The organism is Siminovitchia sediminis, from assembly GCF_042680885.1.
Taxonomy (GTDB): domain Bacteria; phylum Bacillota; class Bacilli; order Bacillales; family Bacillaceae_C; genus Siminovitchia; species Siminovitchia sediminis.
In genome coordinates this window covers 35,732-56,278 of record NZ_JBHUEO010000025.1, presented here as the reverse complement: position 1 = coordinate 56,278, position 20,547 = coordinate 35,732, and the positions used below count along the sequence as shown (strand labels likewise).

At 43.7% G+C, this 20,547-nt stretch carries 24 protein-coding genes and 1 pseudogene; 15 read left to right on the top strand and 10 right to left on the bottom strand.

All coding sequences use genetic code 11. From position 1 onward, the window contains the following. Nucleotides 1-267: 267 nt before the first annotated feature. The 3 genes from ACFSCZ_RS09760 (at nucleotide 268) to ACFSCZ_RS09750 (ending at nucleotide 1,481) form a co-directional block, all read left to right on the top strand. A complete protein-coding gene (locus tag ACFSCZ_RS09760; protein ID WP_380773741.1) occupies nucleotides 268-627 on the top strand; it encodes a hypothetical protein in 360 nt (119 codons plus the stop codon). Nucleotides 628-953: 326 nt separating this feature from the next. Further along, complete coding sequence (locus ACFSCZ_RS09755; protein ID WP_380773740.1) at nucleotides 954-1,091, top strand: hypothetical protein; 138 nt, start codon at nucleotides 954-956, stop codon at nucleotides 1,089-1,091. 57 nt (nucleotides 1,092-1,148) lie between these two features. Continuing rightward, nucleotides 1,149-1,481 carry a hypothetical protein gene (locus tag ACFSCZ_RS09750; protein ID WP_380773739.1) on the top strand — a complete coding sequence of 111 codons (333 nt, stop codon included), beginning with the start codon at nucleotides 1,149-1,151 and terminating at the stop codon, nucleotides 1,479-1,481. Nucleotides 1,482-1,577: 96 nt separating this feature from the next. On the opposite strand, the gene ACFSCZ_RS09745 is transcribed toward ACFSCZ_RS09750, so the two are convergent. Then, nucleotides 1,578-1,838, bottom strand: a complete 261-nt coding sequence (locus tag ACFSCZ_RS09745) for a sporulation protein (protein WP_380773738.1) — start codon at nucleotides 1,836-1,838, stop codon at nucleotides 1,578-1,580. A 70-nt stretch (nucleotides 1,839-1,908) separates the two neighbouring features. Between ACFSCZ_RS09745 and ACFSCZ_RS09740 the strand changes: the two genes are divergently transcribed. After that, entirely contained in the window at nucleotides 1,909-2,652 is a 744-nt protein-coding gene (locus tag ACFSCZ_RS09740) for a hypothetical protein (protein ID WP_380773737.1), read from the top strand. A gap of 400 nt (nucleotides 2,653-3,052) precedes the next feature. Here the strand turns inward: ACFSCZ_RS09740 and ACFSCZ_RS20160 are convergent. From ACFSCZ_RS20160 to sspL, 4 genes and pseudogenes are all read right to left on the bottom strand, one after another. Next, nucleotides 3,053-3,353: pseudogene (locus ACFSCZ_RS20160) on the bottom strand (transposase); the annotation flags it as partial. Nucleotides 3,354-3,420: 67 nt separating this feature from the next. Further along, nucleotides 3,421-3,861, bottom strand: coding sequence for an IS3 family transposase (locus tag ACFSCZ_RS09730; RefSeq protein ID WP_380773735.1), 441 nt, complete (start codon nucleotides 3,859-3,861; stop codon nucleotides 3,421-3,423). Between the two features lie 17 nt (nucleotides 3,862-3,878). Next, nucleotides 3,879-4,442, bottom strand: a complete 564-nt coding sequence (locus tag ACFSCZ_RS09725) for a helix-turn-helix domain-containing protein (RefSeq protein WP_380773734.1) — start codon at nucleotides 4,440-4,442, stop codon at nucleotides 3,879-3,881. A 72-nt stretch (nucleotides 4,443-4,514) separates the two neighbouring features. Beyond that, nucleotides 4,515-4,652: a small, acid-soluble spore protein L gene (sspL, locus tag ACFSCZ_RS09720; protein WP_380773733.1), complete on the bottom strand. Its 138-nt coding sequence runs from the start codon at nucleotides 4,650-4,652 to the stop codon at nucleotides 4,515-4,517. A 99-nt stretch (nucleotides 4,653-4,751) separates the two neighbouring features. Between sspL and ACFSCZ_RS09715 the strand changes: the two genes are divergently transcribed. After that, nucleotides 4,752-5,864, top strand: a complete 1,113-nt coding sequence (locus tag ACFSCZ_RS09715) for an NAD(P)/FAD-dependent oxidoreductase (RefSeq protein ID WP_380773732.1) — start codon at nucleotides 4,752-4,754, stop codon at nucleotides 5,862-5,864. A 174-nt stretch (nucleotides 5,865-6,038) separates the two neighbouring features. Here ACFSCZ_RS09715 and ACFSCZ_RS09710 read toward each other — a convergent pair whose 3' ends face one another. Next, entirely contained in the window at nucleotides 6,039-6,614 is a 576-nt protein-coding gene (locus ACFSCZ_RS09710) for a competence protein ComK (RefSeq protein ID WP_380773731.1), read from the bottom strand. A gap of 450 nt (nucleotides 6,615-7,064) precedes the next feature. Here ACFSCZ_RS09710 and ACFSCZ_RS09705 point away from each other — a divergent pair, with 450 nt between their 5' ends. Together ACFSCZ_RS09705 and ACFSCZ_RS09700 are read left to right on the top strand one after the other, a co-directional pair. Beyond that, nucleotides 7,065-7,556 (top strand): sigma-70 family RNA polymerase sigma factor, encoded by a 492-nt coding sequence (locus tag ACFSCZ_RS09705; protein ID WP_380773730.1) that lies wholly within the window; start codon nucleotides 7,065-7,067, stop codon nucleotides 7,554-7,556. Between the two features lie 57 nt (nucleotides 7,557-7,613). Next, entirely contained in the window at nucleotides 7,614-7,937 is a 324-nt protein-coding gene (locus ACFSCZ_RS09700) for a thioredoxin family protein (protein ID WP_380773729.1), read from the top strand. A gap of 286 nt (nucleotides 7,938-8,223) precedes the next feature. Here the strand turns inward: ACFSCZ_RS09700 and ACFSCZ_RS09695 are convergent, their stop codons facing one another. The 3 genes from ACFSCZ_RS09695 to sda all read right to left on the bottom strand — a co-directional run bounded on the left by ACFSCZ_RS09695 (nucleotide 8,224) and on the right by sda (nucleotide 9,189). Beyond that, the gene (locus ACFSCZ_RS09695) at nucleotides 8,224-8,499 is read right to left on the bottom strand and encodes a YqhV family protein (RefSeq protein WP_380773728.1); all 276 of its coding nucleotides are present in this window, start codon (nucleotides 8,497-8,499) and stop codon (nucleotides 8,224-8,226) included. A 108-nt stretch (nucleotides 8,500-8,607) separates the two neighbouring features. After that, nucleotides 8,608-8,985 carry a DUF2512 family protein gene (locus ACFSCZ_RS09690; RefSeq protein WP_380773727.1) on the bottom strand — a complete coding sequence of 126 codons (378 nt, stop codon included), beginning with the start codon at nucleotides 8,983-8,985 and terminating at the stop codon, nucleotides 8,608-8,610. A gap of 72 nt (nucleotides 8,986-9,057) precedes the next feature. Next, the gene (gene sda, locus ACFSCZ_RS09685) at nucleotides 9,058-9,189 is read right to left on the bottom strand and encodes a sporulation histidine kinase inhibitor Sda (protein ID WP_380773726.1); all 132 of its coding nucleotides are present in this window, start codon (nucleotides 9,187-9,189) and stop codon (nucleotides 9,058-9,060) included. A 104-nt stretch (nucleotides 9,190-9,293) separates the two neighbouring features. On the opposite strand from sda, the gene ACFSCZ_RS09680 reads away from it, so the two are divergent. Further along, nucleotides 9,294-9,629, top strand: coding sequence for a L,D-transpeptidase (locus ACFSCZ_RS09680; protein WP_380773725.1), 336 nt, complete (start codon nucleotides 9,294-9,296; stop codon nucleotides 9,627-9,629). A 128-nt stretch (nucleotides 9,630-9,757) separates the two neighbouring features. Here ACFSCZ_RS09680 and ACFSCZ_RS09675 read toward each other — a convergent pair whose 3' ends face one another. After that, entirely contained in the window at nucleotides 9,758-11,110 is a 1,353-nt protein-coding gene (locus ACFSCZ_RS09675) for a sigma-54 interaction domain-containing protein (protein WP_380773724.1), read from the bottom strand. A 245-nt stretch (nucleotides 11,111-11,355) separates the two neighbouring features. Between ACFSCZ_RS09675 and ACFSCZ_RS09670 the strand changes: the two genes are divergently transcribed. The 7 genes from ACFSCZ_RS09670 to ACFSCZ_RS09640 all read left to right on the top strand — a co-directional run bounded on the left by ACFSCZ_RS09670 (nucleotide 11,356) and on the right by ACFSCZ_RS09640 (nucleotide 20,417). After that, nucleotides 11,356-12,375, top strand: coding sequence for an NAD(P)/FAD-dependent oxidoreductase (locus tag ACFSCZ_RS09670; protein ID WP_380773723.1), 1,020 nt, complete (start codon nucleotides 11,356-11,358; stop codon nucleotides 12,373-12,375). Nucleotides 12,376-12,389: 14 nt separating this feature from the next. Continuing rightward, the gene (locus tag ACFSCZ_RS09665; protein WP_380773722.1) at nucleotides 12,390-12,638 is read left to right on the top strand and encodes a ferredoxin; all 249 of its coding nucleotides are present in this window, start codon (nucleotides 12,390-12,392) and stop codon (nucleotides 12,636-12,638) included. Nucleotides 12,639-13,046: 408 nt separating this feature from the next. Next, nucleotides 13,047-14,090, top strand: coding sequence for an aromatic ring-hydroxylating oxygenase subunit alpha (locus ACFSCZ_RS09660; RefSeq protein ID WP_380773721.1), 1,044 nt, complete (start codon nucleotides 13,047-13,049; stop codon nucleotides 14,088-14,090). A gap of 158 nt (nucleotides 14,091-14,248) precedes the next feature. Next, entirely contained in the window at nucleotides 14,249-15,424 is a 1,176-nt protein-coding gene (locus ACFSCZ_RS09655) for a Glu/Leu/Phe/Val family dehydrogenase (RefSeq protein WP_380773720.1), read from the top strand. An 85-nt stretch (nucleotides 15,425-15,509) separates the two neighbouring features. Further along, nucleotides 15,510-16,928 (top strand): amino acid permease, encoded by a 1,419-nt coding sequence (locus ACFSCZ_RS09650; RefSeq protein ID WP_380773719.1) that lies wholly within the window; start codon nucleotides 15,510-15,512, stop codon nucleotides 16,926-16,928. Between the two features lie 221 nt (nucleotides 16,929-17,149). Then, entirely contained in the window at nucleotides 17,150-18,859 is a 1,710-nt protein-coding gene (locus ACFSCZ_RS09645) for a thiamine pyrophosphate-binding protein (protein WP_380773718.1), read from the top strand. An 88-nt stretch (nucleotides 18,860-18,947) separates the two neighbouring features. Continuing rightward, nucleotides 18,948-20,417 (top strand): aldehyde dehydrogenase family protein, encoded by a 1,470-nt coding sequence (locus ACFSCZ_RS09640; RefSeq protein WP_380773717.1) that lies wholly within the window; start codon nucleotides 18,948-18,950, stop codon nucleotides 20,415-20,417. Nucleotides 20,418-20,547: the final 130 nt, after the last annotated feature.

Sequence of the window (20,547 nt, the reverse complement as noted above, 5' to 3'; positions counted from 1 at the left end):
AAGGATTCCCGCCGGTTTTTGTTTTGTACAAGAGAGTATTTCTAAAAGGTATCGAGTGCCATCGACGCTGTTAATATTTTCCATCCACTACATTAAACACAATATACTATACTAGTATAGTTAGCCTGGACGACTACAGAAGGTGAGTATATATGAGTTTCTCTACTAAAGAGGTTTCTTTGAACGAGAAAATATCATTGCAGTCTTTTTCTGTTGTCCAATCTTTTATATTTATTATTTCATCCATAATTGGAATTTTTCTATATTATGGTGCCTATTCGAACAGCTGATGGGCATTACGATCCCAGTGGCGTATTTATCAGGGAAGCTGGAATAGACATTGATCGATATTGTTCCGTACATCGCGGTTTTTTAATGGTCCTATCTGCACTGGTATCCATTGTTTTACAAATAACCAGGCCCGATGTTATTGTAAAAAATATTTTTCTTCCCAACGTTTTTCATGTGTCCAACGGGTGGCTCCTCACACGACTTCTGAGGACTATTTTTACAGTGCTTGCTGTTTTTCAAAGAGGTCCTGAATGGCTCATCAGTAAAAATACAGGTGGATTGCCGGCTTACGATTTGATTCCCGTGTTGTTTGTGACGTTTTTACTCGCCGGATGAATACTGCCATTGTTGTTGAGCTTCGGTTTACCGGAGTTGTTCGGCGCCCTGCATGCGAAAGTGATGCTTCCGCTGTTTAAAATTCCTGGACGTTCTTCTCTGGACTGTCAGGGTTGGAGATGAAACCATCGGGGGGGGGGGCTGTTGACCTCTAAGCAATCTGAAGGCGAATAATATACGAAACGTGAAGCTGCCGTCATCGCTGCTACGTTTTCAGTAGTATCCATCACTTTCATGATTGTGTTCAATCAGTATTACAACTTCAAGGTTATTTTCTTGAGTATTATAGAACGATTGTAATCGCAGGGTTGGATGCTGCTGAGATTATGCCGAGAATCCCTCCATTATCCGGAAAACCCGATACGGGCTATGAACTTACAGAGTTAAAAGGGGGAAGAAGGAATGCCTGCGAACATTTCTCTGTTAAAATGGGGGATCCGGGAAGCCGTGTTGGTGGCGAATAAAAATAAAATAAAAGTGTCCGATCCCTCGTCAAAGAAGGGATCGAAAATGTCACCGAAATGTGGATCGCCGTCATTCCGGTTGGGATAGCCATCAGAACGATGGGTGTTGTCATTGCAGAATATACGCCGGTGTTTAAGTATTTGGGATGGCCTTTTATCCCGATCCTTACCGCGCTTCATGTACCGAAGCAGCCGTTGCCTCTGCAACCATTTGATCATCGGATGTGCGGATATGTTTTTGCCGGCGATGATCGGCAGTGGATTGAGAGCGAAATGACCCGCTTCGTTATCGGTTGTGTGTCAGTTACACGGTTGTTTTATTTATCTGAAGTCGGCGGTCTGCTGCTCGGCTCCAAAATCCCGGTCAATATGAAGGATTTACTTGCTTAGAACTGCCATTATTGCCGATTATCGTACGGATTGCACAAGGGGTCTTTAATGTAGAGCGGTGATCCGCTGTTTTTAAAAAAATAAGAGCAAGTTTACTTATGGGAAAAGCTGCTCGTATACTTCTGTTAACTCTTTCAGGCGTTTTTCGTCCTGTGCCTGCTTTGCATAGCGGATTTCGACTTCCAGGAGGGCATCCAAATATTCAATGTCCTCACTTTCCAATGTTTCTACGAAGGCTTCTTCATTTTCATAAGTGTGATCGGAAAGATGGTTGAACAAGCGCATGGCTCTGGCATCCTCTTCATGATTGGATAAAGCTTCACGGAGATAACTTAGTGAGTGGTCGATGGGATTCACCTTCTTTTTTTGATACTTTACCTATAGTGTTATACCTTGCTGCAAAATTATTCTTAGGCGGGTGATCGAGTTGAAAGCCGAAGTCCTGACTTTAATTAGGAACTTGCCGGAGCCCCAATTTATAGAGAAAAAAGATCTTTTAAATGAAAAATTTTTGATAGACAAAAGAGGAAATATTGAAATGTATTACGCGCCGCACAATGAGACCGTCAACCGCCGCGCAAAAATTGTACTGGCGGGGATTACACCGGGGTGGTCCCAGATGAATATGGCTTTCCGGGAGGCGAAAAGAAGTTTGCTGCAGGGAGCTTCGGCGAAAGATATGTGTTTACAGGCAAAAAGAGCTGCCCGCTTTGCTGGAACAATGAGAAACAATGTCATTGAAATGCTGGATGACATTGGTGTTCATCAAGTGTTCGGGATGAAAACCAGCAGGCTGTTGTTTGACGAATGTGATCACCTCTTGCACACGACTTCGATCATAAAATATCCGGTGTTCATTAATGGAAAAAACTATACCGGGCATGTTCCAAAGGTGAAACAGTCTGCAATGCTGACTCACTATGCCTACGAAGTTTTTCCCAAGGAACTTAGCAGCATTCAGCACGATTATTTGCTTGTCCCCCTGGGGAAAACGGTATCTGAGGCAGTAGAAGATTTAACTGTACGGGGCAGTATTTCTACACCGCATATTTTATTTGGATTCCCGCATCCCTCCGGAGCAAACGGACATCGGATCAGGCAGTTTCAACAGGAAAAAGAAAAGCTGCAGGGGATCGTGCAAAGGTTTGCGGATCAAGTGGAAAGATTATAGGGTTCGGGATATTACAAAATTTCGGCGGCGGATACTTTTGAGTAATAACTGCTTGACGAATTCTGCGTGCAGATCGTGATCTTCTAATGTCGATACATTTCCATGGGGGAGGGTAAAATAAGAGGGTCTCTTAATTTTGGACAAATACTTATTTACTGTGATCCACGCCATCTCCAATGGAAATACACATGGAAACGGCTCCCTGCCAAGAGCAGAGTGAGGATTGTTCATTTGGAGAGCCATTATGAAAATAAACAATGAGTGCTGGCATGCTCTTGTGAGCCTCAAAAACGTTCCTCAATTGGACATATCTTTTTGCATTGTAAATTTTCCCGAACTACCGAAAATTTCATAAAACATGCCCCCGCACGGTGGTGACCCCACGAAGTTAGAGTTTTTATTATGCAGCTGTTTGGCTGGTTTGAGTTCGGTATTGTACCGGGCTTAAACCAGTCAATTTTTGTTTAATTCGCTCGTTATTGTAGTAATATATGTAGTTCTCAATTTCCTGTTTTAATTCTTCATAAAGATAATAATGGTTCGCCATAGTACATTTCTTGTTTCATTATCCCAAAGAAATTCTCCATTGAAGCGTTATCGGCACAAGTAGCTTTCCTAGACATACTTTGAAAAATTTTACTTACTTTCAGTGCTTTGACCCATTTATTATGTTGGTAATGCCAGCCTGGATCCGAGTGTATGGTTGTTCGATACCTAGCTTCCTTCTTGATGATTTCAATGGCCCGATCAAGTGGCTGAAGGACAAAGTCAAGTTGGTTTATTAGAGATACCATAAGATATGATTTCTCCGTTGTATAAGTCTAAAATTGGGCTGAAATACAGTTTCTCCTCACCTGTACACTTGAATTCCGTGACATCTGTTACTAGCTTTTGTAATGGAATAGGTGTATGAAACCGACGATTCAAACGATTTTTTGCCACTTTGCCAACTTTGCCTTTATACGACTTATATCGAGATTTGCGCGTGAATTTTTCGCATCTTAAGCCCAATTCCTGCATGATTCGTTGTACTTTCTTATGGTTAATTTCGTATCCTTTGCCTACCAATTCTAAATGAATACGACGATATCCGTATTTCCCTTCATGTTTATGAAATAATTCACTTATTAAATCCTTCCATTCTTTGTCTGGATCTTCTTTGTGTAATTGTTTGACGTGGTAATGGTAAGTTGCTTCCGGAATGCTCACCACTTGGAGTACATCTATTAATCTAAATCCTTCTTGTTTGAGTTCGAATGCCAGCGTTGCTTGTGCTTTTCGAGATAGGCATCCGGATTCTCCTGAAAAGCTTTTAACTTTTTTAAATATGCATTTTCTAACCGTAGAAGTTCATTTTCACGCTCTAATTGTTCCTCACGAGACAATGCTTTTTCTTGTTTTAACGTTTTCGGTTTTTTATTTTTAGACATAGGAGTCCGTCCTTTCGGTTTCGCTACGAACCCCTCTATCCCTTCCTCAAGAAAAATTCTATTCCAGTTTGCGATTAAGGAAGGATTATTCATCTTAAATTCGATTGCGGTATCTTGATAAGAGGCGCCCGTTTCTTTCATAAAGTTTAATACACTTGGCTTGAATTGAACAGAATAAACCTCTTTAGAACGCCTAGTCCGTATTCCTTCTAAACCAAACACCTTATATGATTTAACCCATCTTTCAATGGGAGCTTTACTTGGAATACCGTATTTCTTAGCTAACAATTTGTATCCAAGAGGACCTTCTAGATATTCCTTCACAACCTTTAACTTAAATTCGTCACTATATTTTGCCATTAAAAATACACCCCAAAAGTTAAGTTTTTCACTCTAACTTTTGGGGTGCAGTACCTGAAAGGCTTCTTTCTTTTATTTTGTATTCATTTTTTTAGCTCGCTGCTCAAGTTGCGTCTTCGGTTCCTGGTTTGCCGCATCTTCCGTCAATCCCTGCGGGTTCACGCTGCTTACAGGTCTTTTTTTGCTCCTGACCTGATTGTTTTGCTTCATATCGACACCTCCATGTATATTGTTTTTGTTATTCCGAGGTTTTATTCTTTCTGGTACACTTTTAATAAAGAATCTTTTGAAAAAAGGGAGTGGGTGCGCATGAAAGTTGCGGTCATTGGAGCAGGGATTGTCGGAGCGAGCACGGCATACCATTTGGTAAAAAAAGGGGTGGAGGTTACAGTCGTTGATCGCGGGGATGAAGGGCAGGCAACCGCTGCCGGTGCGGGTATTGTTTGTCCATGGCTTGAGGAAAATCCCGATCGGTATGTGTTGTACAATGCGGGGGCTTGCTATTACCCTCACCTGCTCTCCATGCTCAAGGGGGATGGCGAAAGCCATGTAGGATATGCCAAAGTAGGCGCGCTCTCTGTAAGTGATCAAAAGGATGAATTGGATAACATTGAACGGATCATCAATGAACGGAAAGGACAAACTCCCGAAGTGGGGGCGGTCCGGCGTTTGTCTGCTGAAGAAGCGCAAGCTCTTTTTCCTCCATTAAGAGATGGGCTGGAAGCTGTTTATATTGGCGGAGCCGCACGGGTCGACGGCGTTTTGTTAACAAATGCCATGAAAAAAGCTGCGAAAAAGCATGGAGCTCAATTTATTCATGGAGAAGCCCATCTGGAAGTCAAGGAGGGAAAAGCGATCGGCGTTCAGGTAAATGACCAAAGAGTTGCCGCTGATTCCGTGGTTGTGGCTGCGGGTGCGTGGATGTCTAAAATGGGTTTGGGCATTTCGGTTGAGCCGCAACGCGGACAGATCATTCACTTGCGATTGCCCGGTCAGGAAACATCCGCATGGCCTGTGATCACACCGCAATCTGATTACTATCTGCTTTCATTTGAGGGTTCCCGCGTTGTCGTCGGAGCGACGAGGGAAGATGGAAGAGGATTTGATTATCGTGTTACAGCAGGAGGGGTAAAAGAGGTACTGGATGAAGCTCTTTCTGTTGCTCCCGGTCTTTCGGAAGGAACCCTTGAAGAAGTTCGGATCGGATTCAGGCCTTTTGGAAAGGTCCGGCTTCCTTTGATCGGAGAGATCCCGACGGCCAAAGGTCTCATCGTTGCAAACGGTTTGGGCTCTTCCGGCCTGACAATGGGTCCTTATGCCGGAATGATTGCAGCACAGCTGGCTTTAAGCGAAGAGCCGGATATCGATATTACTGCGTACGCTCCCTTACGAAATCCAGTCCATGATATATCTGGAAGTTGATTGGACTTTACAGTCGGTCAGCGGTGACCACTCATCATGCACCCTTTGTCCAATTTTCAACATAACCGATTCATACTGTCGTAAAAAGAAAAGTCCGAACAGGCCGGTTAGTGCATATGTCGTTCGGATTTTTCTTTTTTATGGTTTCTATCAAATTGCTTCTGAAAAACCATATTATGGATCCAAGTCGCCGATCTGTTCCTCCGTGGCGTGGTAGGGCTGGAAAGACTCGTGAACTATTGGCATATCGTTCCCTGACATGTAAGGCCAGAAATAGGACTCTTCTTCGGTCCGCTTTTCATAAATTGATTTTAAATCATACGTTCGAATCCGTCTCTTCGTAAATTGCTCCAGACTCAGAGGTACAGTGACATGCTGATGAAATGGGAAAAGGATTTTGGTTTCTTTCGAAGTGATGGGAATGCGGTCTTTAATAGGGTCCAGTGCGAACCATATGCAATCATCCGCATAGGGGGATTTGCTTGGGAACCAGTAAATTCCCAGTTTTCCGCATATTTTTACAGGGGGCATATCAATTTTTCCCAGTGCCGCTTTCGCCGCCTTGTTTGCGCCTTCCCAACCATGCCCGTAATGCTGCATGCTGTTTTTGATAATTTGCAATGGAGGCAGTTTTACCAGAAACACTCTGGGACCTTCAATTACTTTTGTGTAAATATATCCATGTTCCACAATAATGGGTATCAAAACGTATGTTAGTCGCTTAATGAAGTAAAACTCCTTCATTTCCATTCCAGATTCCCCTTTCTTTTTTCTATGAGGAGTTTCCATGAACGGTCCATTGAAATTTTACAACAGTCAGTCAACTGAATTAATTTATTCTTTCAATTGGCATCACCTGATTTCAGATCATCAATTGAGTCCATTATCCTATACTTTTTAAAAAAGTCAACGAGTTTATTGAAAATTTTATCTTTTTTTACATTTGTTTTGCCGTTTTTCTGGGTCTAAAGGCTTGGTGTATGTACACAAAGAGCGGTATTACGGACTTTTCATAAAAAAACATGAAAAAATTTAATTTTCTCTAGGTGAAATATGAAGAATCCGGCTTTTTTTTTCCATCTCACCTTGTCAAAATTGAATTTTTATTAAAAATGCTGATTCGACCAAAAGGCAGCCTCCAATTATGGTGAAGCTACCCGGGAATATCATGGATGCGCGCTTCCAGGAAGGAATCCCTGAATGGAAGATTTCACCGAATTGGCCAAGCAATATAAGCCGATGATTTACCACATCATTCGTTCGCTCCACATTTATAAAAACGAAGAGGAATTTGAACAGACTGCCCTGATAGCCCTTTGGGAAGCCCGAGAACGGTTTCATCCCGATAAAGGGAGATTTAGTGCATATGCCTATTCTTATATGAAAGGAAGGATGATGACGGAGCTGACCAAGCATTCCAAAGAGGAGAATCTCGCCTATCCGGATGAAGACTTTTGGGAAGTGCAGGAAGATCAGCATCGAGAGCAGCCATTGGAGCTGGAAACTTTACTTTCTTATTGTGAAGGCTTGACAGAAAAACAGAAGCATTGGGTGATCTTTACGTTTTATTACGGACAGACTGTGAAGGAGATTGCCGAAGAAAAGAAGGTATCGGAGTCGGCGGTGAAAAAATGGAGGTCAGGTGCCATCAAAAAGATCAGGAGGAATATGAAGGGGAATTCGGTTCATTGAGTTGAAAAAAAGAGGTCAATCCGATTTAATTGAGAGAAAGGAGAGGGGGCGGATGATATGATGAAGCCAGTTCATACCCTGGAGGACATTCATGCCGCTATTCGGGAAAATCCGCTGGTTTTGCTTTATATCTCACGAAATGAATGCAGTGTATGCCATGGGCTGTTACCTCAGGTGGAGGACATGTTAAAGGAATTTCCAGGAGTCGTGCCTGTCCATGCCAAAGCGGATGAGATTCCGGCTGTGGCCGGGGAATTTTCAATATTTACGGTGCCGGTGGTACTCGTTTTTGTCAAAGGCAGAGAATTGCTTCGTAAAGCACGCTTTGTTCCGATCGGGGAGCTAAGGGAACAATTAAGAAAAATTATTGATCATATTTGAACAAGCCTGGCCATGTGCCGGGCTTTTTGCGTGCGGTTTCATATGTATAAGGAGTTTATAAGTTAAAAAAAACCTATCCGCTATGTAACGGTGTACACGGGTTCAAAAACGGTTGCAAATGCGCCCCACGATCAAGTAGATCGAGGAATTTTGATACCAATTGGGCGAAAACTAACCGGAGATTGTAAATACGGTCAGGAGTCAGAAGTCCTATCCGGAACCGGAACCAAGTGATAGCCTATGGAAAAATATCGTCCAGAAAAAGGAAGTTATCCATATCACTGAATTAATCCCCCTTCACTCCATACAAAATGCACCCGACGCCAACAATAATCCACATAAATTTTCCAAACGAAACACGGTCGGCAAGACCGTATACCCCGATAGCCGTGGTAATAATAAGAATGAGCGGACCGATAAGGGCCAATGAACTGTTGATAACCAATGCTTTTTCTACTGTATTGAACCGGATCATAAGAAAAGCGGCGAGCATCTCGATACCGCCGGAAAGCAATCGTAATAAAGCCATGGCCACTACAGCTTTCTCTAAAAAAGTAATCATCCGATTTCCTCCTATGACTTGTACTTCTTCATTATATGAACCGGATGAAAGAAAAATTAAAAAATAAATGGGCAGCGGATTACTTGTTTCCGCTGCCCATTATGGTCTTTACGATTGTCTTGCATTTTCCGGTCCGCTGAATTGTGTGCGTTCCATCCATAAATGGAAGAAGTATTCGGCTATGGTTAGGATCACAGCTGTCAAAAGCGACTCTCCAAAAGCTTCGTCATACCCAAACAGGTTCAACCCGCCCCAAATAATAAGCAATGACAGTACAAAGTCGCTGATGGTGGCTGTAGTATTCCCTGATTTGGGCAATATTGTCAAATCTCCGAGAAAGTATGAAATTAACACAAGCGCGATTCCCAATAATGTGGAATGCATGAACGCCACATCATTCAGCAGAGATAAAATAATCCATACAACCGGCAGTGTTATGATAGCTTTTCTCAGTAATGCCCTGCCGTGATCAACACGATTCTCCATGTTTCACGCCTCCTTCAATATTATGGTGCAAAGTTTTTGTTTTTTTTATACCTTAAAAAAGTCGTGAACCATTTATTTTTTTAGCGGCAGTTTTCTTTTTCTGATTTCTTTTTTTAAAAGCTCAACAAATTTCCGATCGACTTCTTTTAATGTTTTGGCCTTTTGATAAGAAACAAGAAGTACCTCGTCTGATAGCTTGTCCATATGTATGCCAACCTCTTTTTTTGACCCCATATACAATTATCCGTTTTTTTTGCCATTTAAACGTAACTTTGCATATTTATGTGAGAAAAGGATGGTGGGAAAAGATGCCTTACTGGATTGATGTATCGACAAAGGCTCATACTTTGAAGCTTTACAAGGAGAATCGCTTAATCAAAACCTATCCAATCGCGACTGGAAAAATGTTGACCCCGACCCCGACGGGTACCTATACCATTGTCAATAAACAGCGAAACCCGGGAGGTCCTTATGGTGCTTTTTGGATGGGGCTGTCAAGGCCCCATTATGGAATACATGGTACGAATAATCCATCTTCCATTGGAAAAAATGTATCCCGTGGATGTATTCGAATGCATAACCGGGACGTGCTGGAGCTGGCAGGGAAGGTACCGGTCGGGACGAGGGTGGTAATTCATCCCTGATGCCGGATGGTGACCATAATATTTACAATGCGTCGCTTGAGTACAGCCAGTGACCCATTTACATAAAAAATCCGAACGTAATTCAAAATAGTTGAATCCGTTCGGATTTTTTATATTTCAATCCACTTTTATCGTAAATCTTGGCAATATTCCCGAATCAGTTTGGCGGCCTGGGTTTGGCTGATTTGCAGATCTGCCGCTACTTTTCGTGAACTCCGGTTCACTTTGTATGAACTGCGCACCATTTCGCGCTTCGCTTGTTCAACAGCTTCATTGAGGGACGAGGGGGCTGTCTTCTCAATTTGGCGTACGCCGTTATTATAGATTCCCTCGGGAAGGTCCTCAATCCCGATCACATCCTCGCTTGTAATGACAAGCTTCTCGATCAGGTTTTCGAGCTGGCGCACATTTCCCGGCCAGGAAAAGTAGCTGAGCCACTCCAGACAGTCATTGGAAATCAGTTTGTTCACTTCGTACATTTGGTTGAATTTATATAAGAAATGATAAGTGAGCGGAATGATATCCTCCGGTCTTTCCCTTAACGGCAGCATACGGATGTCCACGACGTTCAGCCGATAATACAAGTCTTCCCTGAATGTTTTATTTTGGACCATTTCCTCAAGGTTTTTGTTCGTCGCCGCAATGATGCGGACGTCCACCGTCTTTTCTTTATTTCCCCCGATAGGAATAAATTTTTTGTCCTGGATTACTTGCAGCATTTTGGCCTGCAGTGGCAAGGGCATATCTCCAATTTCATCAAGAAAAAGAGTACCTCCGTCTACACTTTCAATCAGCCCTTTTTTTCCTGATTTGCTGGCATTTGTAAAAGCGCCGGGTGTATAGCCGAATAATTCAGATTCCATCAGTTCTGCCGGAATGGCAGCGCAGTTGATGGTTAAAAATGGACGGTTTTTTCGTTTGCTGTTTTCGTGAATATACTGGGAGAGAACACTTTTTCCCGTACCGGATTCACCCAGGATCAAGATCGTGGAGTTTGCTGCGGCCACTTTTTGTGCAAACTTCAGTACATTTTTCATTTTTTCGTTATTCGTAATAATTCCGGAAAAAGAATCTTCGCCAAGTTCCCCTTGTTTTCCTTTATCTTCCTTTGCCTTGAGTATTTTATAGCTTTGCATTTCCCTGGCGGTGGTGACAACGAGTTCCACTTCGTTTTCTTCATTTAATATGGGTACCGCTGTTGTCAGCAATTCCGCTCCGAGAATCGTTGTCTGTTTAACAGTAATGGGTTCTTTCTTTTCAAATATTTTTGGAAAAATAGACGGCGTCCAATATCCGCTGGCAACCAATTCAGCACTTTTCTTTCCAAGGACTTCCCGTTTGTCCAATCCGTAATGTTTTTTACAGGCATCATTGACATAGATAATTTTCATATCCTTGTCGAGGACAAAAATCTCATCTGAGGAATAATCCAAGATCTTCAAAAGTGTATCCAGGTCAAAATCAAGAGTGGACACGTTCATATGACGACCTCCCTTATAAAAAAATGAGTTTGAAAAAACTCGATTTGAGTTTAAAAATGTTCAAAACTAGAGAGCCGTAAGGCACTTTCATGGATATCCACGCGTTTTTCCCCTTTGGCATATTTCTTGCATTTTAAAAAGTGCGGTGCTAAAGCAGTTCTTTTACAACAGGGCTGCTCGTCTTAATAACTTAATATAGATCAATATTTTTAAATTGTAAATATCACTCAGGAGGGGGTTGCAACATGGAAGAAAAACATCAATATTCGGATATTACGATTATCGGCGGGGGACCTGCAGGAATGTTTACGGCGTTTTATGCAGGGATGCGCCAGGCTTCGGTCAAAATTATCGAGAGTCTTCCGCAATTAGGCGGGCAGCTGTCGACGCTATATCCGGAAAAATATATTTATGATATTGCCGGATTTCCAAAGGTGAGGGCGCAGGAACTCATCGACAATCTGGCGGCTCAGATGAATCAATTTAAAGTAGAGACTTGCCTTGGAGAAACTGTGGAAAATGTGGTGAAGGGAGCAGATGGGCTTTTTAAAATCGTCACGGATAAAGATTTCCATTTTTCCAAAACGATCATTATTACTGCAGGAAACGGGGCCTTCCAGCCAAGAAAGTTGAAATTGCCGGGAGAAGAGACATTTGAGGACACGAACCTGCACTACTCGGTTCAAAATATGACCCGATTTGAAGGCAAGCGGGTTGCCGTGTTTGGTGGAGGGGACTCTGCTGTTGACTGGGCGCTGATGTTGGAGCCGATCGCCCAGCAAGTGACGATCATTCACCGCCGGGATACATTCCGCGCGCATGAACACAGTGTGGAACTGCTTAAGCAATCTAAAGTGAATATCTTAACACCCTATGTGCCTGTTGAATTAGTCGGTGAAAAAAGAGTAGAAAAGGTTGTAGTGCAAAAGGCAAAAGGCGACAGGAAAGAAGAAATCGAAGTAGACGATGTTCTGGTGAACTACGGGTTTATATCTTCACTGGGGCCTATTAAAGATTGGGGACTGGAAATTGAAAAAAACTCCATTGTCGTCAATTCGAAAATGGAGACAAACATCAAAGGGATCTATGCTGTCGGCGATATTTGTACGTACGATGGAAAAGTAAAGCTGATTGCGACTGGATTTGGTGAAGCGCCGATCGCCGTCAGCCATGCCAAAGTGTACATGGACCCGGCAGCAAAACTGCAAACGGCGCACAGTACGACATTGATGGAAGATCAACAAAAGAAGAAATCACTTGTATAAGGAGAGAGCAAAAGATGGCTTTTTACGTAAAAGTGGACCGGGACACTTGCATTGGCTGCGGTGCATGCGGCGAAGTGGCTCCCGACATTTTTGACTATGATGATGCAGGCATTTCATTCAGTTTGCTCGATGGGAATGCCGGGGCGGTGCCGGTCCCGCAAGACTTGACGGATGATTTGGAGGATGCCCGCGACGGGTGCCCGACAGGCTCCATACAGGTGGAGGAGGAGCCGTTCAGAACATTGGACGAAAAAGCGGTTTGATATCTCCGAACATACCAAAAGTGAGAGTTTGCTTACTGGGATAGAAAATCCTGTCTGATTCCGACACGATACTAACTAAATATTACATGATACTGTCAACCAGCTTGAGGTATTGTCCAAAAGATGGGCAACCTCCCAGATTGGATTAACTTATAGTTCAGAAATCATGAAATCCTGTCCGCTCATAAGAAGATTCTGTCAAGGGAATGTCACTTTACGAAATAACTGGCAACTTATCTAAGCGGCTTGCCAGAAACGGAGTGAAAGCGAGTTCAAATGGACTCGATGAGTGCAAAATCACTCAATATTGGTAATTGAAACATTGATTTAATGGGCTTTCGGGACTAATGAAAATTGGTACAGTTTTTGCAATTACATTATATAAAGAGAAGAAGGGAGTTTTGAACCATGACAACAGAAACACACACTTTAGAATACACGCTTCCTTATAAAAACTATGTGGATCCAGAGATTTTTGCAGAGGAAAAGAAAAAGATCTTTCGCAGCAGATGGATTTTGGCAGGCCATGCAAGCCAGGTGGAAAATATCGGAGATTTCTTTACGTTTGATCTTGCCGATCAGCCATTGATTATCAGCAGAGATAAAAATAATGAGATCCACGCTTTTTATAATATTTGTCCTCACCGGGGGTCTAAAGTTGAAAAAAGCGAGTCAGGAAATAAGAAAATATTTATGTGCCAATACCACGGCTGGACGTTCCAATTGGACGGCAGTCTGAATAGAGCACCCAATTTCCATACAAAAGAATTGGGAAAACACAGCTGTATGACGAAAGTAAACCTTGAAATTTTTAAAGGGTTGATCTTCATTAATTTGGATCCTGAGGCCAAGCCAATGGCTGAAACCTTTGGGGAGCTCATGGAAAATCTGGGGAAATATGATTTCCTTGACTCTTTGAAAAAAGTCCGCGTGAACACAAGGGTGATTGATGCCAACTGGAAAGCGGTGGTGGACAACTATTTGGAGTGTGACCATTGCCAGATTGCTCACCCCGAGTTTGCTAAAACGTTTGATATGAAAAATTATTATATTGACCTGCATGACAACTTTTCATGCCAGTACTCCAAGATGACGAGCAAGACGGACGAAGAACGAGAGGAACATGCGAATTTCTATTGGGTATGGCCCAACCTGATGATCAGCATCTACCCGGGTGAAGACGGAAACATGACGACCAGCCAAATTCTGCCGATCGCCCCCGACAAATCGCTTGCGATTTACAGCTATTATTTTCAATCTGATGAAATCTCTGAAGCCAATGAAGAACTGATCCGGTTTGTCGATCAAGTTCGAAAAGAAGATTTCGATCTCGTGGAGTTATTGCAAAAAGGTTTCGATACGCAGGCATTCGAAAGGGGGATTTACTCTCCGACTGAATATGCGATCAAATATTTCCACGGTCGCTATGAAGAGGAAATGGGAGTGGATTGACCGCCTGAAAAGGGCTCCTTTCTGCCTGGAAGGAATCGATAGGTTTACATAATTCTTGGATATGATATGCTTATATATTGTTAAGATCGTACAGGTAAACCTACATTTTAATTCAATGCAAAAAAAAAAGCAATATATTTTTCTTAGGGGGATACATCATGTCTAAACCATACTTAGTTGTAGAGTGGAATGATACAGAAACGGATGCCCAAGGGTGGCTCGTTGTTCACAACTTTGTAAAAGGGTACACAGGCGGCGGTACCCGAATGCATCCATCTGTTACAAAGGAAGAAGTTGAACGGCTTGCAGAAGCGATGGCTTATAAATATGTTGCGAGTGAATCAGAGACAACCGGGGGATGCAAAGCTGGCATTTCCTACGACTACAAAGCGCCGGACGCCTACGATGTGCTGAGAAGATTTTTAATTGCCATGATGCCTTATATTGACAATGGTGTGTCTCTGGGAAGCGACCTGGGCACCAAATATGAGCATGTTCTGGAAATCTTCCATGAATTTGGTGTCGATATTCCATTGACCCAGTCGATGAAAAAGGATCCTGCTGTCCTTCAAGGGATCAAGGATTATGATGACCTGTTGACAAAAAGAATTGACGGCTTGCTCGTCAACGATGTCGTCACGGGCTATGGTGTGGCTTTTTCTGCAGATGAAGCCTGGAAGTTTAAAAATGGCAAGGAAGGCGCCAAAGTAGTCATTCAAGGTTTTGGATGCGTCGGTGCCAGCTGTGCGCTAAAGCTGTCTCAACTGGGCTATAAGATTGTCGGAATTTCGGACGCGAACCTTTTGGTTACGTGTGAAGACGGCCTGGATGTACAAAAACTGATTGACCACAAAAATGTGTACGGTGAAATGGACAAGGACTACTTTGAGGATAACTATGAGGTACGGCCAAACACAGATTGGCTGGATGTGGACTGCGATATTTTAATTCCGTGTGCTTTGGAGGATGTCATCAACGCCGCCAATGCCGAAGATGTTAAAGCCAGCCTCATTGTGGAAGCTGCCAATATTCCAATTTCTGCGGAAGGGGACGAAATCATTAAACGAAGAGGAATTGATATCGTGAATGATTTTGTTGCCAACCTCGGAGCAGTCAGAGCCTACGATGCAGTCATCTTCGGTTTGGTTGAAGCCGATCCGCAGGCAGTGATCAATGATATTGAAAGACTTTGCCGCAAAAATGTTTTTCGCTTGTTTACGGAAGCCAAAGAACAGAATCGGTATCAAAGAGATGTTGCGCATGAAATCTTTAAACCGGTCAAAAGCGACTTGATGGAATATAGAGCGGAGCCCCAAAAAGCAGCAGCGCAATAAAGAATGGGGGAACATCAGGCGGGTCATCCGCCTGATTTCATATATATCAAAAAAGAAAGCGCTATACAAAATTAGGGGGAATTTGATGCAAACAGAGCAAGTTAGTCAGCCGAAAGAACTTAATCGATCGATGAAAAGCCGTCATTTATTTATGCTTTCCATCGGAGGAGTCATTGGAACAGGCCTGTTCATGGGATCAGGCTATGCAATTGGGGAAGCCGGTCCTTTTGGAGCCATTACGGCTTATCTTTTTGGCGGCCTCGTTATGTATCTCGTCATGGTTTGTTTAGGGGAGTTATCAGTAGTGATGCCGGTATCCGGATCATTTCAGGCTCACGCCGAAAAATTCATCGGGCCTGCAACCGGTTTCATGATTGGCTGGACCTATTGGTTAAGCTGGGCGATATATGTCGGTCTGGAATTTGTAGCGGCAGGACTCCTGATGACCAGGTGGTTTCCTGATGTCCCTGTTTGGATCTGGTGTGCGGTGTTCGCGCTGCTTCTCTTCGGAATTAACGCGTTGACAACCAGAACGTTTGCCGAAACAGAATATTGGTTTTCAGCCATAAAAGTTGCTGCTGTTCTCTTTTTCATTGTTATTGGAGGATTGGCTGTATTTGGGGCTGTTCCAATACAAAACGGCGAATCAGCACCATTCCTCTCGAACTTCTTTGGAGATGGATTATTTCCAACCGGGTTTATCGGTGTCTTCGTATCCATGATGACAGTCGTTTATGCCTTCATGGGGTCGGAAATTATGGGGGTTGCAGCCGGTGAAACGGAAGACCCTGAAAAAAATATCCCGAAAGCCATTTGGAGCATTGTCATTCGTATTCTGATCTTCTATGTATTGGCTACTTTTGTCTTATCAGCCATCGTGCCGTGGAAAGAAGCGGGAGTGTTGGAAAGCCCATTTGTAACCGTCTTTGATATGATTGGCATTCCATATGCAGCGGATATTATGAACTTTGTCATTTTGACAGCGATTCTTTCCGTAGGAAATACAGGTTTGTACGCTTGTACGAGGATTCTTTTTTCACTATCCCAAAGCGGACAGGCGCCCCGCGCGTTAGGACGAGTCAACAAACGCGGTGTACCGATGAATGCCCTTCTCGTTACTCTGGCATTTGCGCTGGTTTCCTTACTGACAAGTGTTGTGGCAGAAGAAACGTTGTTTGTCGTCCTTCTTGCTATTAGCGGAGTTGGAGGCATTGTCACATGGATGGCGATCGCATGGGCACAGTACCGATTCCGCAAGCAGTATATTGCTGGCGGCGGAAAATTAGAAGATTTGACATTTAAGGTTCCGTTCTTCCCGTTCGTACCGATTCTTTGCCTGATTTTATGTGTGGGAATTGTAGTGTTCACTTTCTTTGATCCGACACAGCGGACCTCTCTTTATATCGGATTTGGTTTTGTTGCTTTATGCTATGTTTTCTATCATTTCAAGTTTGGAAGAAATAAAGACAACTCGGCTGCAGAACAATCCGATAAATTAGCTTAATAGCGAATGAACATTCATAACACATATAGACTGTGAGTTTCTGGACTTTCACATGAGTATCCAGAAACTCAATGTCAAAGGGAAATGCCCTATATTGTCCACTATTTGCTGTGCTTATAGGAGTGGCACGGGAATTGCATCTATAAGGGAAGCCGTTGCTGAAAAAAAGTGATTGGGGACAATTGTTTATTTTATAAAAAGACATCTATGGAGGGACAGAGTTGAATATACAAACAGACCAAACAGCAGTAAAACAAAACAACAGGCAAAGTGAATACACGGTTGCTGATGCAATTGTGGAGGAACTTGTAAGAGCAGGCGTTGAAGTTATTTTTGGGATTGTCAGTATCCATAATATGCCTATATATGATGCGATGCTCCGTAACGGAAACATCCGAATGGCGACAGCCCGCGGCGAAAGCGGTGCGGTGAACATGGCGGATGCCTATGCGCGTGCAACAGGAAAGCTGGGTGTTGTTTTGACGAGTACTGGGGCAGGCGCCGGTAATGGCGCTGGATCCCTGACAGAAACATGGAATTCCGGAACGCCGCTGCTTCATATTACAGGTGAGGCGGATTCCAACTACATTGGAACGGATCAGCGTTACATTCATGAGGCAAAAGACCAATTGAAGATGATGGATGGGGCAAGTAAAGCAGCCTATTTGCTCAAGCGTCCAAAATTAATTACACCGTTTATGCGCAAAGCGATCAAAGAAGCTCAAACCGTACCAACCGGGCCGGTAACGGTACAGATTCCAACGAATTTCCAAGCAATGATGATCCCGCAAAATCATCTGATTGAAGTCCAAGATACTCACGGTCAGGAAGCAAACATCGATCTTCCATCTGAAGTGATTGATCGAATCGCAGAAGCGAAAAGACCTGTAATCTGGGCAGGAGATGGAGTAATTCACTCCGGTGCCTCGGAAGAACTGTTGGACCTCGTTGAAAAAATTCAGCCCGCAGTCGTAACGAGTGAGTCCGGTAAAGGTTCGATTCCTGAAGAACACCCGCTTTGTATCGGAAACTTTGCCTGGTTTCCACGCTTTGAAGAGCTTTTAAGCAAATCTGACCTGTTAATTAGTATAGGGGTCCGCTTCCGTGGCGGGGAAACCAATGGATGGACATCACCCGTCCCTAAAAATCATATCAACATCGATTTGAACCCAGAGGCGTTTAACCGCAACTTTGATACATTGTACGGTTTGGCCGGAGATGCCAGAGCAGTTTTACGTGAAATTAACAAAGCACTGGCAGAGAAGGACATCAAACCGGATCAGGCTTACGTGGAGGAAGTAAAAGCTGTCCGGAAAGGCGTACGCGATGATCTATGCAGCACCATTGAACCATATGGGGAGATTGCAGCGATCATGAATGAACAGCTGCCGGATCATACAGTATTGATCACAGATGTAACGATTCCCGGCTACACGTGGGCCAATAAATTGGTCGATGTACACGAGCCCAGAAATTATCTTTATATGACGGGCGGAGGAATCGGACAAGGCTTGCCAATGGCAATTGGTGCCAAAGTGGGTCAGCCGGACAAGCCGGTCGTTCTTGTGGCAGGAGACGGCGGATTGATGGTAAATGCCGGAGAAATGATCACTGCTGTCCAAGAAGATGCTCCTATAATTGTTCTGCTGTTTGATGATGGGGGATATGGCATCTTAAAGTACTACCAGGAAGCAGCTTACGGCCGCAAGACTGCTGTAGATTTACAAAATCCGGATTTTGTCATGATGGCCAAATCTATGGGATTTGACGCGGAAAAGGTCACCTCCGTTGAAGAATTTGAAAAAGGGCTGGCGAATGCACTGGCCAGCAGCAAACCGTATATGGTAGTGGTCGATGTAGAGGCAGTCGGAATTCTTCATTATAAGGATTCTGATGAATATATCGAGTCATTCCGTCCGCACGGAGAGTAAGTTAATAGTGCAGATGGCCGTATGAGGAGGACATCCGCATACGGCCTCCGGTCTTGATTTTATTTAGTAAATAAGGGGGCATCACGATATGGCGGAAAACTTAAAACTATATATTAATGGAGAATGGATGGATTCGAGTCACCCTGAAAAGCAGGAAATCCTTAATCCTGCCAATCAGGAAGTAATTGCCATTGCTCCAAAAGCGACAAAAGAAGAGACAGAAAAAGCCATTCAGATCGCTAAAGAAACATTTGAAAGCGGAATTTGGTCTGAACGAACTCCCCGGGAAAGGGCAAAGGTTTTACTACAAATTGCCGAGAAAATGGAAGAGCATCTTGATGAATTGGCGGAACTTGAAATGAAGAATAATGGGAAGACCCTTAGAGAAGCACAGTCCGATGCAGCAGATGCCGCCCATACGTTCCGTTATTACGCAGGTCTTCTCAATCAGCCAAATGGCCAGACGTACCAGACAGCTGAAGACATGGAAACGAAAATCGTTAAGGAGCCCATGGGTGTTGCGGGCTTGATCGTTCCCTGGAACTTTCCATTGCTCATGAGCATATGGAAAGTGGCCCCCGCCCTGGCTGCCGGAAATTCAATTATTTTAAAACCGGCAGAAATCACCCCGGTAACAGCTGCCAAGGTGTTTGAGCTTATGGATCAAACGGATTTACCAAAAGGTGTAGCCAATCTGCTGATGGGATCCGGTTCTGTTGTCGGTCAGACAATCGCAGAAAGCCATGATGTCGACATTGTTTCTTTTACAGGAAGTACCGGCGTCGGCCGCAGCATCATGCAGGCAGCTACAGGGAATTTGAAGAAAGTTTCCCTGGAGTTGGGCGGAAAATCACCGAACATAATTTTTGATGATGCCGAATTGGAAACAGCAGTGGATTATGCGCTGTTTGGCATCTTTATGGGGGCTGGCCAAGTCTGCTCTTCCGGCAGCAGGATACTAGTGCAGGAAGGCATCTACGATGAGTTTGTGGCCAAATATGTGGAAAAGGCCAAAGCAATCAAAGTTGGTCCGGGACATGATGAAAGCTCGCAAATGGGGGCGATTGTCAGTAAAAAGCATATGGAAAACATTTTGGAGTATATCCGGATCGGCCAGGAGGAAGGTGCCGTGTTGGCCTGCGGCGGCCGCCGAATCGAGCGGGATGGTATGGAACAGGGATTTTTCATTGAGCCGACTGTGTTTACAGATGTCTCTGGCGACATGCGGATTGTCAGAGAAGAAATCTTTGGTCCTGTCGTCACTATTCAAAAATTTGAAGATGAAGAAGAAGCCATTCACACCGCAAATGATACAGAGTTTGGACTGGCAGGGGCTGTATTCTCCAAAGACCAAAATAAAGCTATGCGTGTTATTAACAAAGTCCGCGCCGGCATTACTTGGGTGAACTCCTATCACCTGTCATATGTTCAGGCGCCGTGGGGCGGCTACAAACAGAGCGGAATCGGAAGGAGCCTGGGTACTTACGGCTTGGACGAGTACCAGGAAACCAAGCAAATCAATGTCAGTCTTGATCCAAAGCCCATACATTTTTTTTGAGTAACAGAGGCCGGCCGTTCAGGCTGGTTTTTCTTTTATATAGGGTGCTATCTTTTGCAAAGGTGCATTCGCTGTCCCTGGCAGCAGGCTTTTAAAAAGGACGGATATCGTCCTGTGCTGGCATTTTACC

Excerpts from the sequence above, each read along its gene's own strand:
- sda (WP_380773726.1), bottom strand. The coding sequence starts at position 9,189 with ATGGACAAGCTATCAGACGAGGTACTTCTTGTTTCTTATCAAAAGGCC.
- ACFSCZ_RS09665 (WP_380773722.1), top strand. The coding sequence starts at position 12,390 with ATGGCTTTTTACGTAAAAGTGGACCGGGACACTTGCATTGGCTGCGGT.
- ACFSCZ_RS09690 (WP_380773727.1), bottom strand. The coding sequence starts at position 8,985 with ATGGAGAATCGTGTTGATCACGGCAGGGCATTACTGAGAAAAGCTATC.
- ACFSCZ_RS09650 (WP_380773719.1), top strand. The coding sequence starts at position 15,510 with ATGCAAACAGAGCAAGTTAGTCAGCCGAAAGAACTTAATCGATCGATG.
- sspL (WP_380773733.1), bottom strand. The coding sequence starts at position 4,652 with ATGAAGCAAAACAATCAGGTCAGGAGCAAAAAAAGACCTGTAAGCAGC.
- ACFSCZ_RS09640 (WP_380773717.1), top strand. The coding sequence starts at position 18,948 with ATGGCGGAAAACTTAAAACTATATATTAATGGAGAATGGATGGATTCG.
- ACFSCZ_RS09710 (WP_380773731.1), bottom strand. The coding sequence starts at position 6,614 with ATGGAAATGAAGGAGTTTTACTTCATTAAGCGACTAACATACGTTTTG.
- ACFSCZ_RS09675 (WP_380773724.1), bottom strand. The coding sequence starts at position 11,110 with ATGAACGTGTCCACTCTTGATTTTGACCTGGATACACTTTTGAAGATC.
- ACFSCZ_RS09670 (WP_380773723.1), top strand. The coding sequence starts at position 11,356 with ATGGAAGAAAAACATCAATATTCGGATATTACGATTATCGGCGGGGGA.
- ACFSCZ_RS09700 (WP_380773729.1), top strand. The coding sequence starts at position 7,614 with ATGATGAAGCCAGTTCATACCCTGGAGGACATTCATGCCGCTATTCGG.
- ACFSCZ_RS09695 (WP_380773728.1), bottom strand. The coding sequence starts at position 8,499 with ATGATTACTTTTTTAGAGAAAGCTGTAGTGGCCATGGCTTTATTACGA.
- ACFSCZ_RS09750 (WP_380773739.1), top strand. The coding sequence starts at position 1,149 with ATGTGGATCGCCGTCATTCCGGTTGGGATAGCCATCAGAACGATGGGT.
- ACFSCZ_RS09660 (WP_380773721.1), top strand. The coding sequence starts at position 13,047 with ATGACAACAGAAACACACACTTTAGAATACACGCTTCCTTATAAAAAC.
- ACFSCZ_RS09705 (WP_380773730.1), top strand. The coding sequence starts at position 7,065 with ATGGAAGATTTCACCGAATTGGCCAAGCAATATAAGCCGATGATTTAC.
- ACFSCZ_RS09655 (WP_380773720.1), top strand. The coding sequence starts at position 14,249 with ATGTCTAAACCATACTTAGTTGTAGAGTGGAATGATACAGAAACGGAT.
- ACFSCZ_RS09725 (WP_380773734.1), bottom strand. The coding sequence starts at position 4,442 with ATGGCAAAATATAGTGACGAATTTAAGTTAAAGGTTGTGAAGGAATAT.
- ACFSCZ_RS09715 (WP_380773732.1), top strand. The coding sequence starts at position 4,752 with ATGAAAGTTGCGGTCATTGGAGCAGGGATTGTCGGAGCGAGCACGGCA.
- ACFSCZ_RS09755 (WP_380773740.1), top strand. The coding sequence starts at position 954 with ATGCCGAGAATCCCTCCATTATCCGGAAAACCCGATACGGGCTATGAA.
- ACFSCZ_RS09680 (WP_380773725.1), top strand. The coding sequence starts at position 9,294 with ATGCCTTACTGGATTGATGTATCGACAAAGGCTCATACTTTGAAGCTT.
- ACFSCZ_RS09760 (WP_380773741.1), top strand. The coding sequence starts at position 268 with ATGGTGCCTATTCGAACAGCTGATGGGCATTACGATCCCAGTGGCGTA.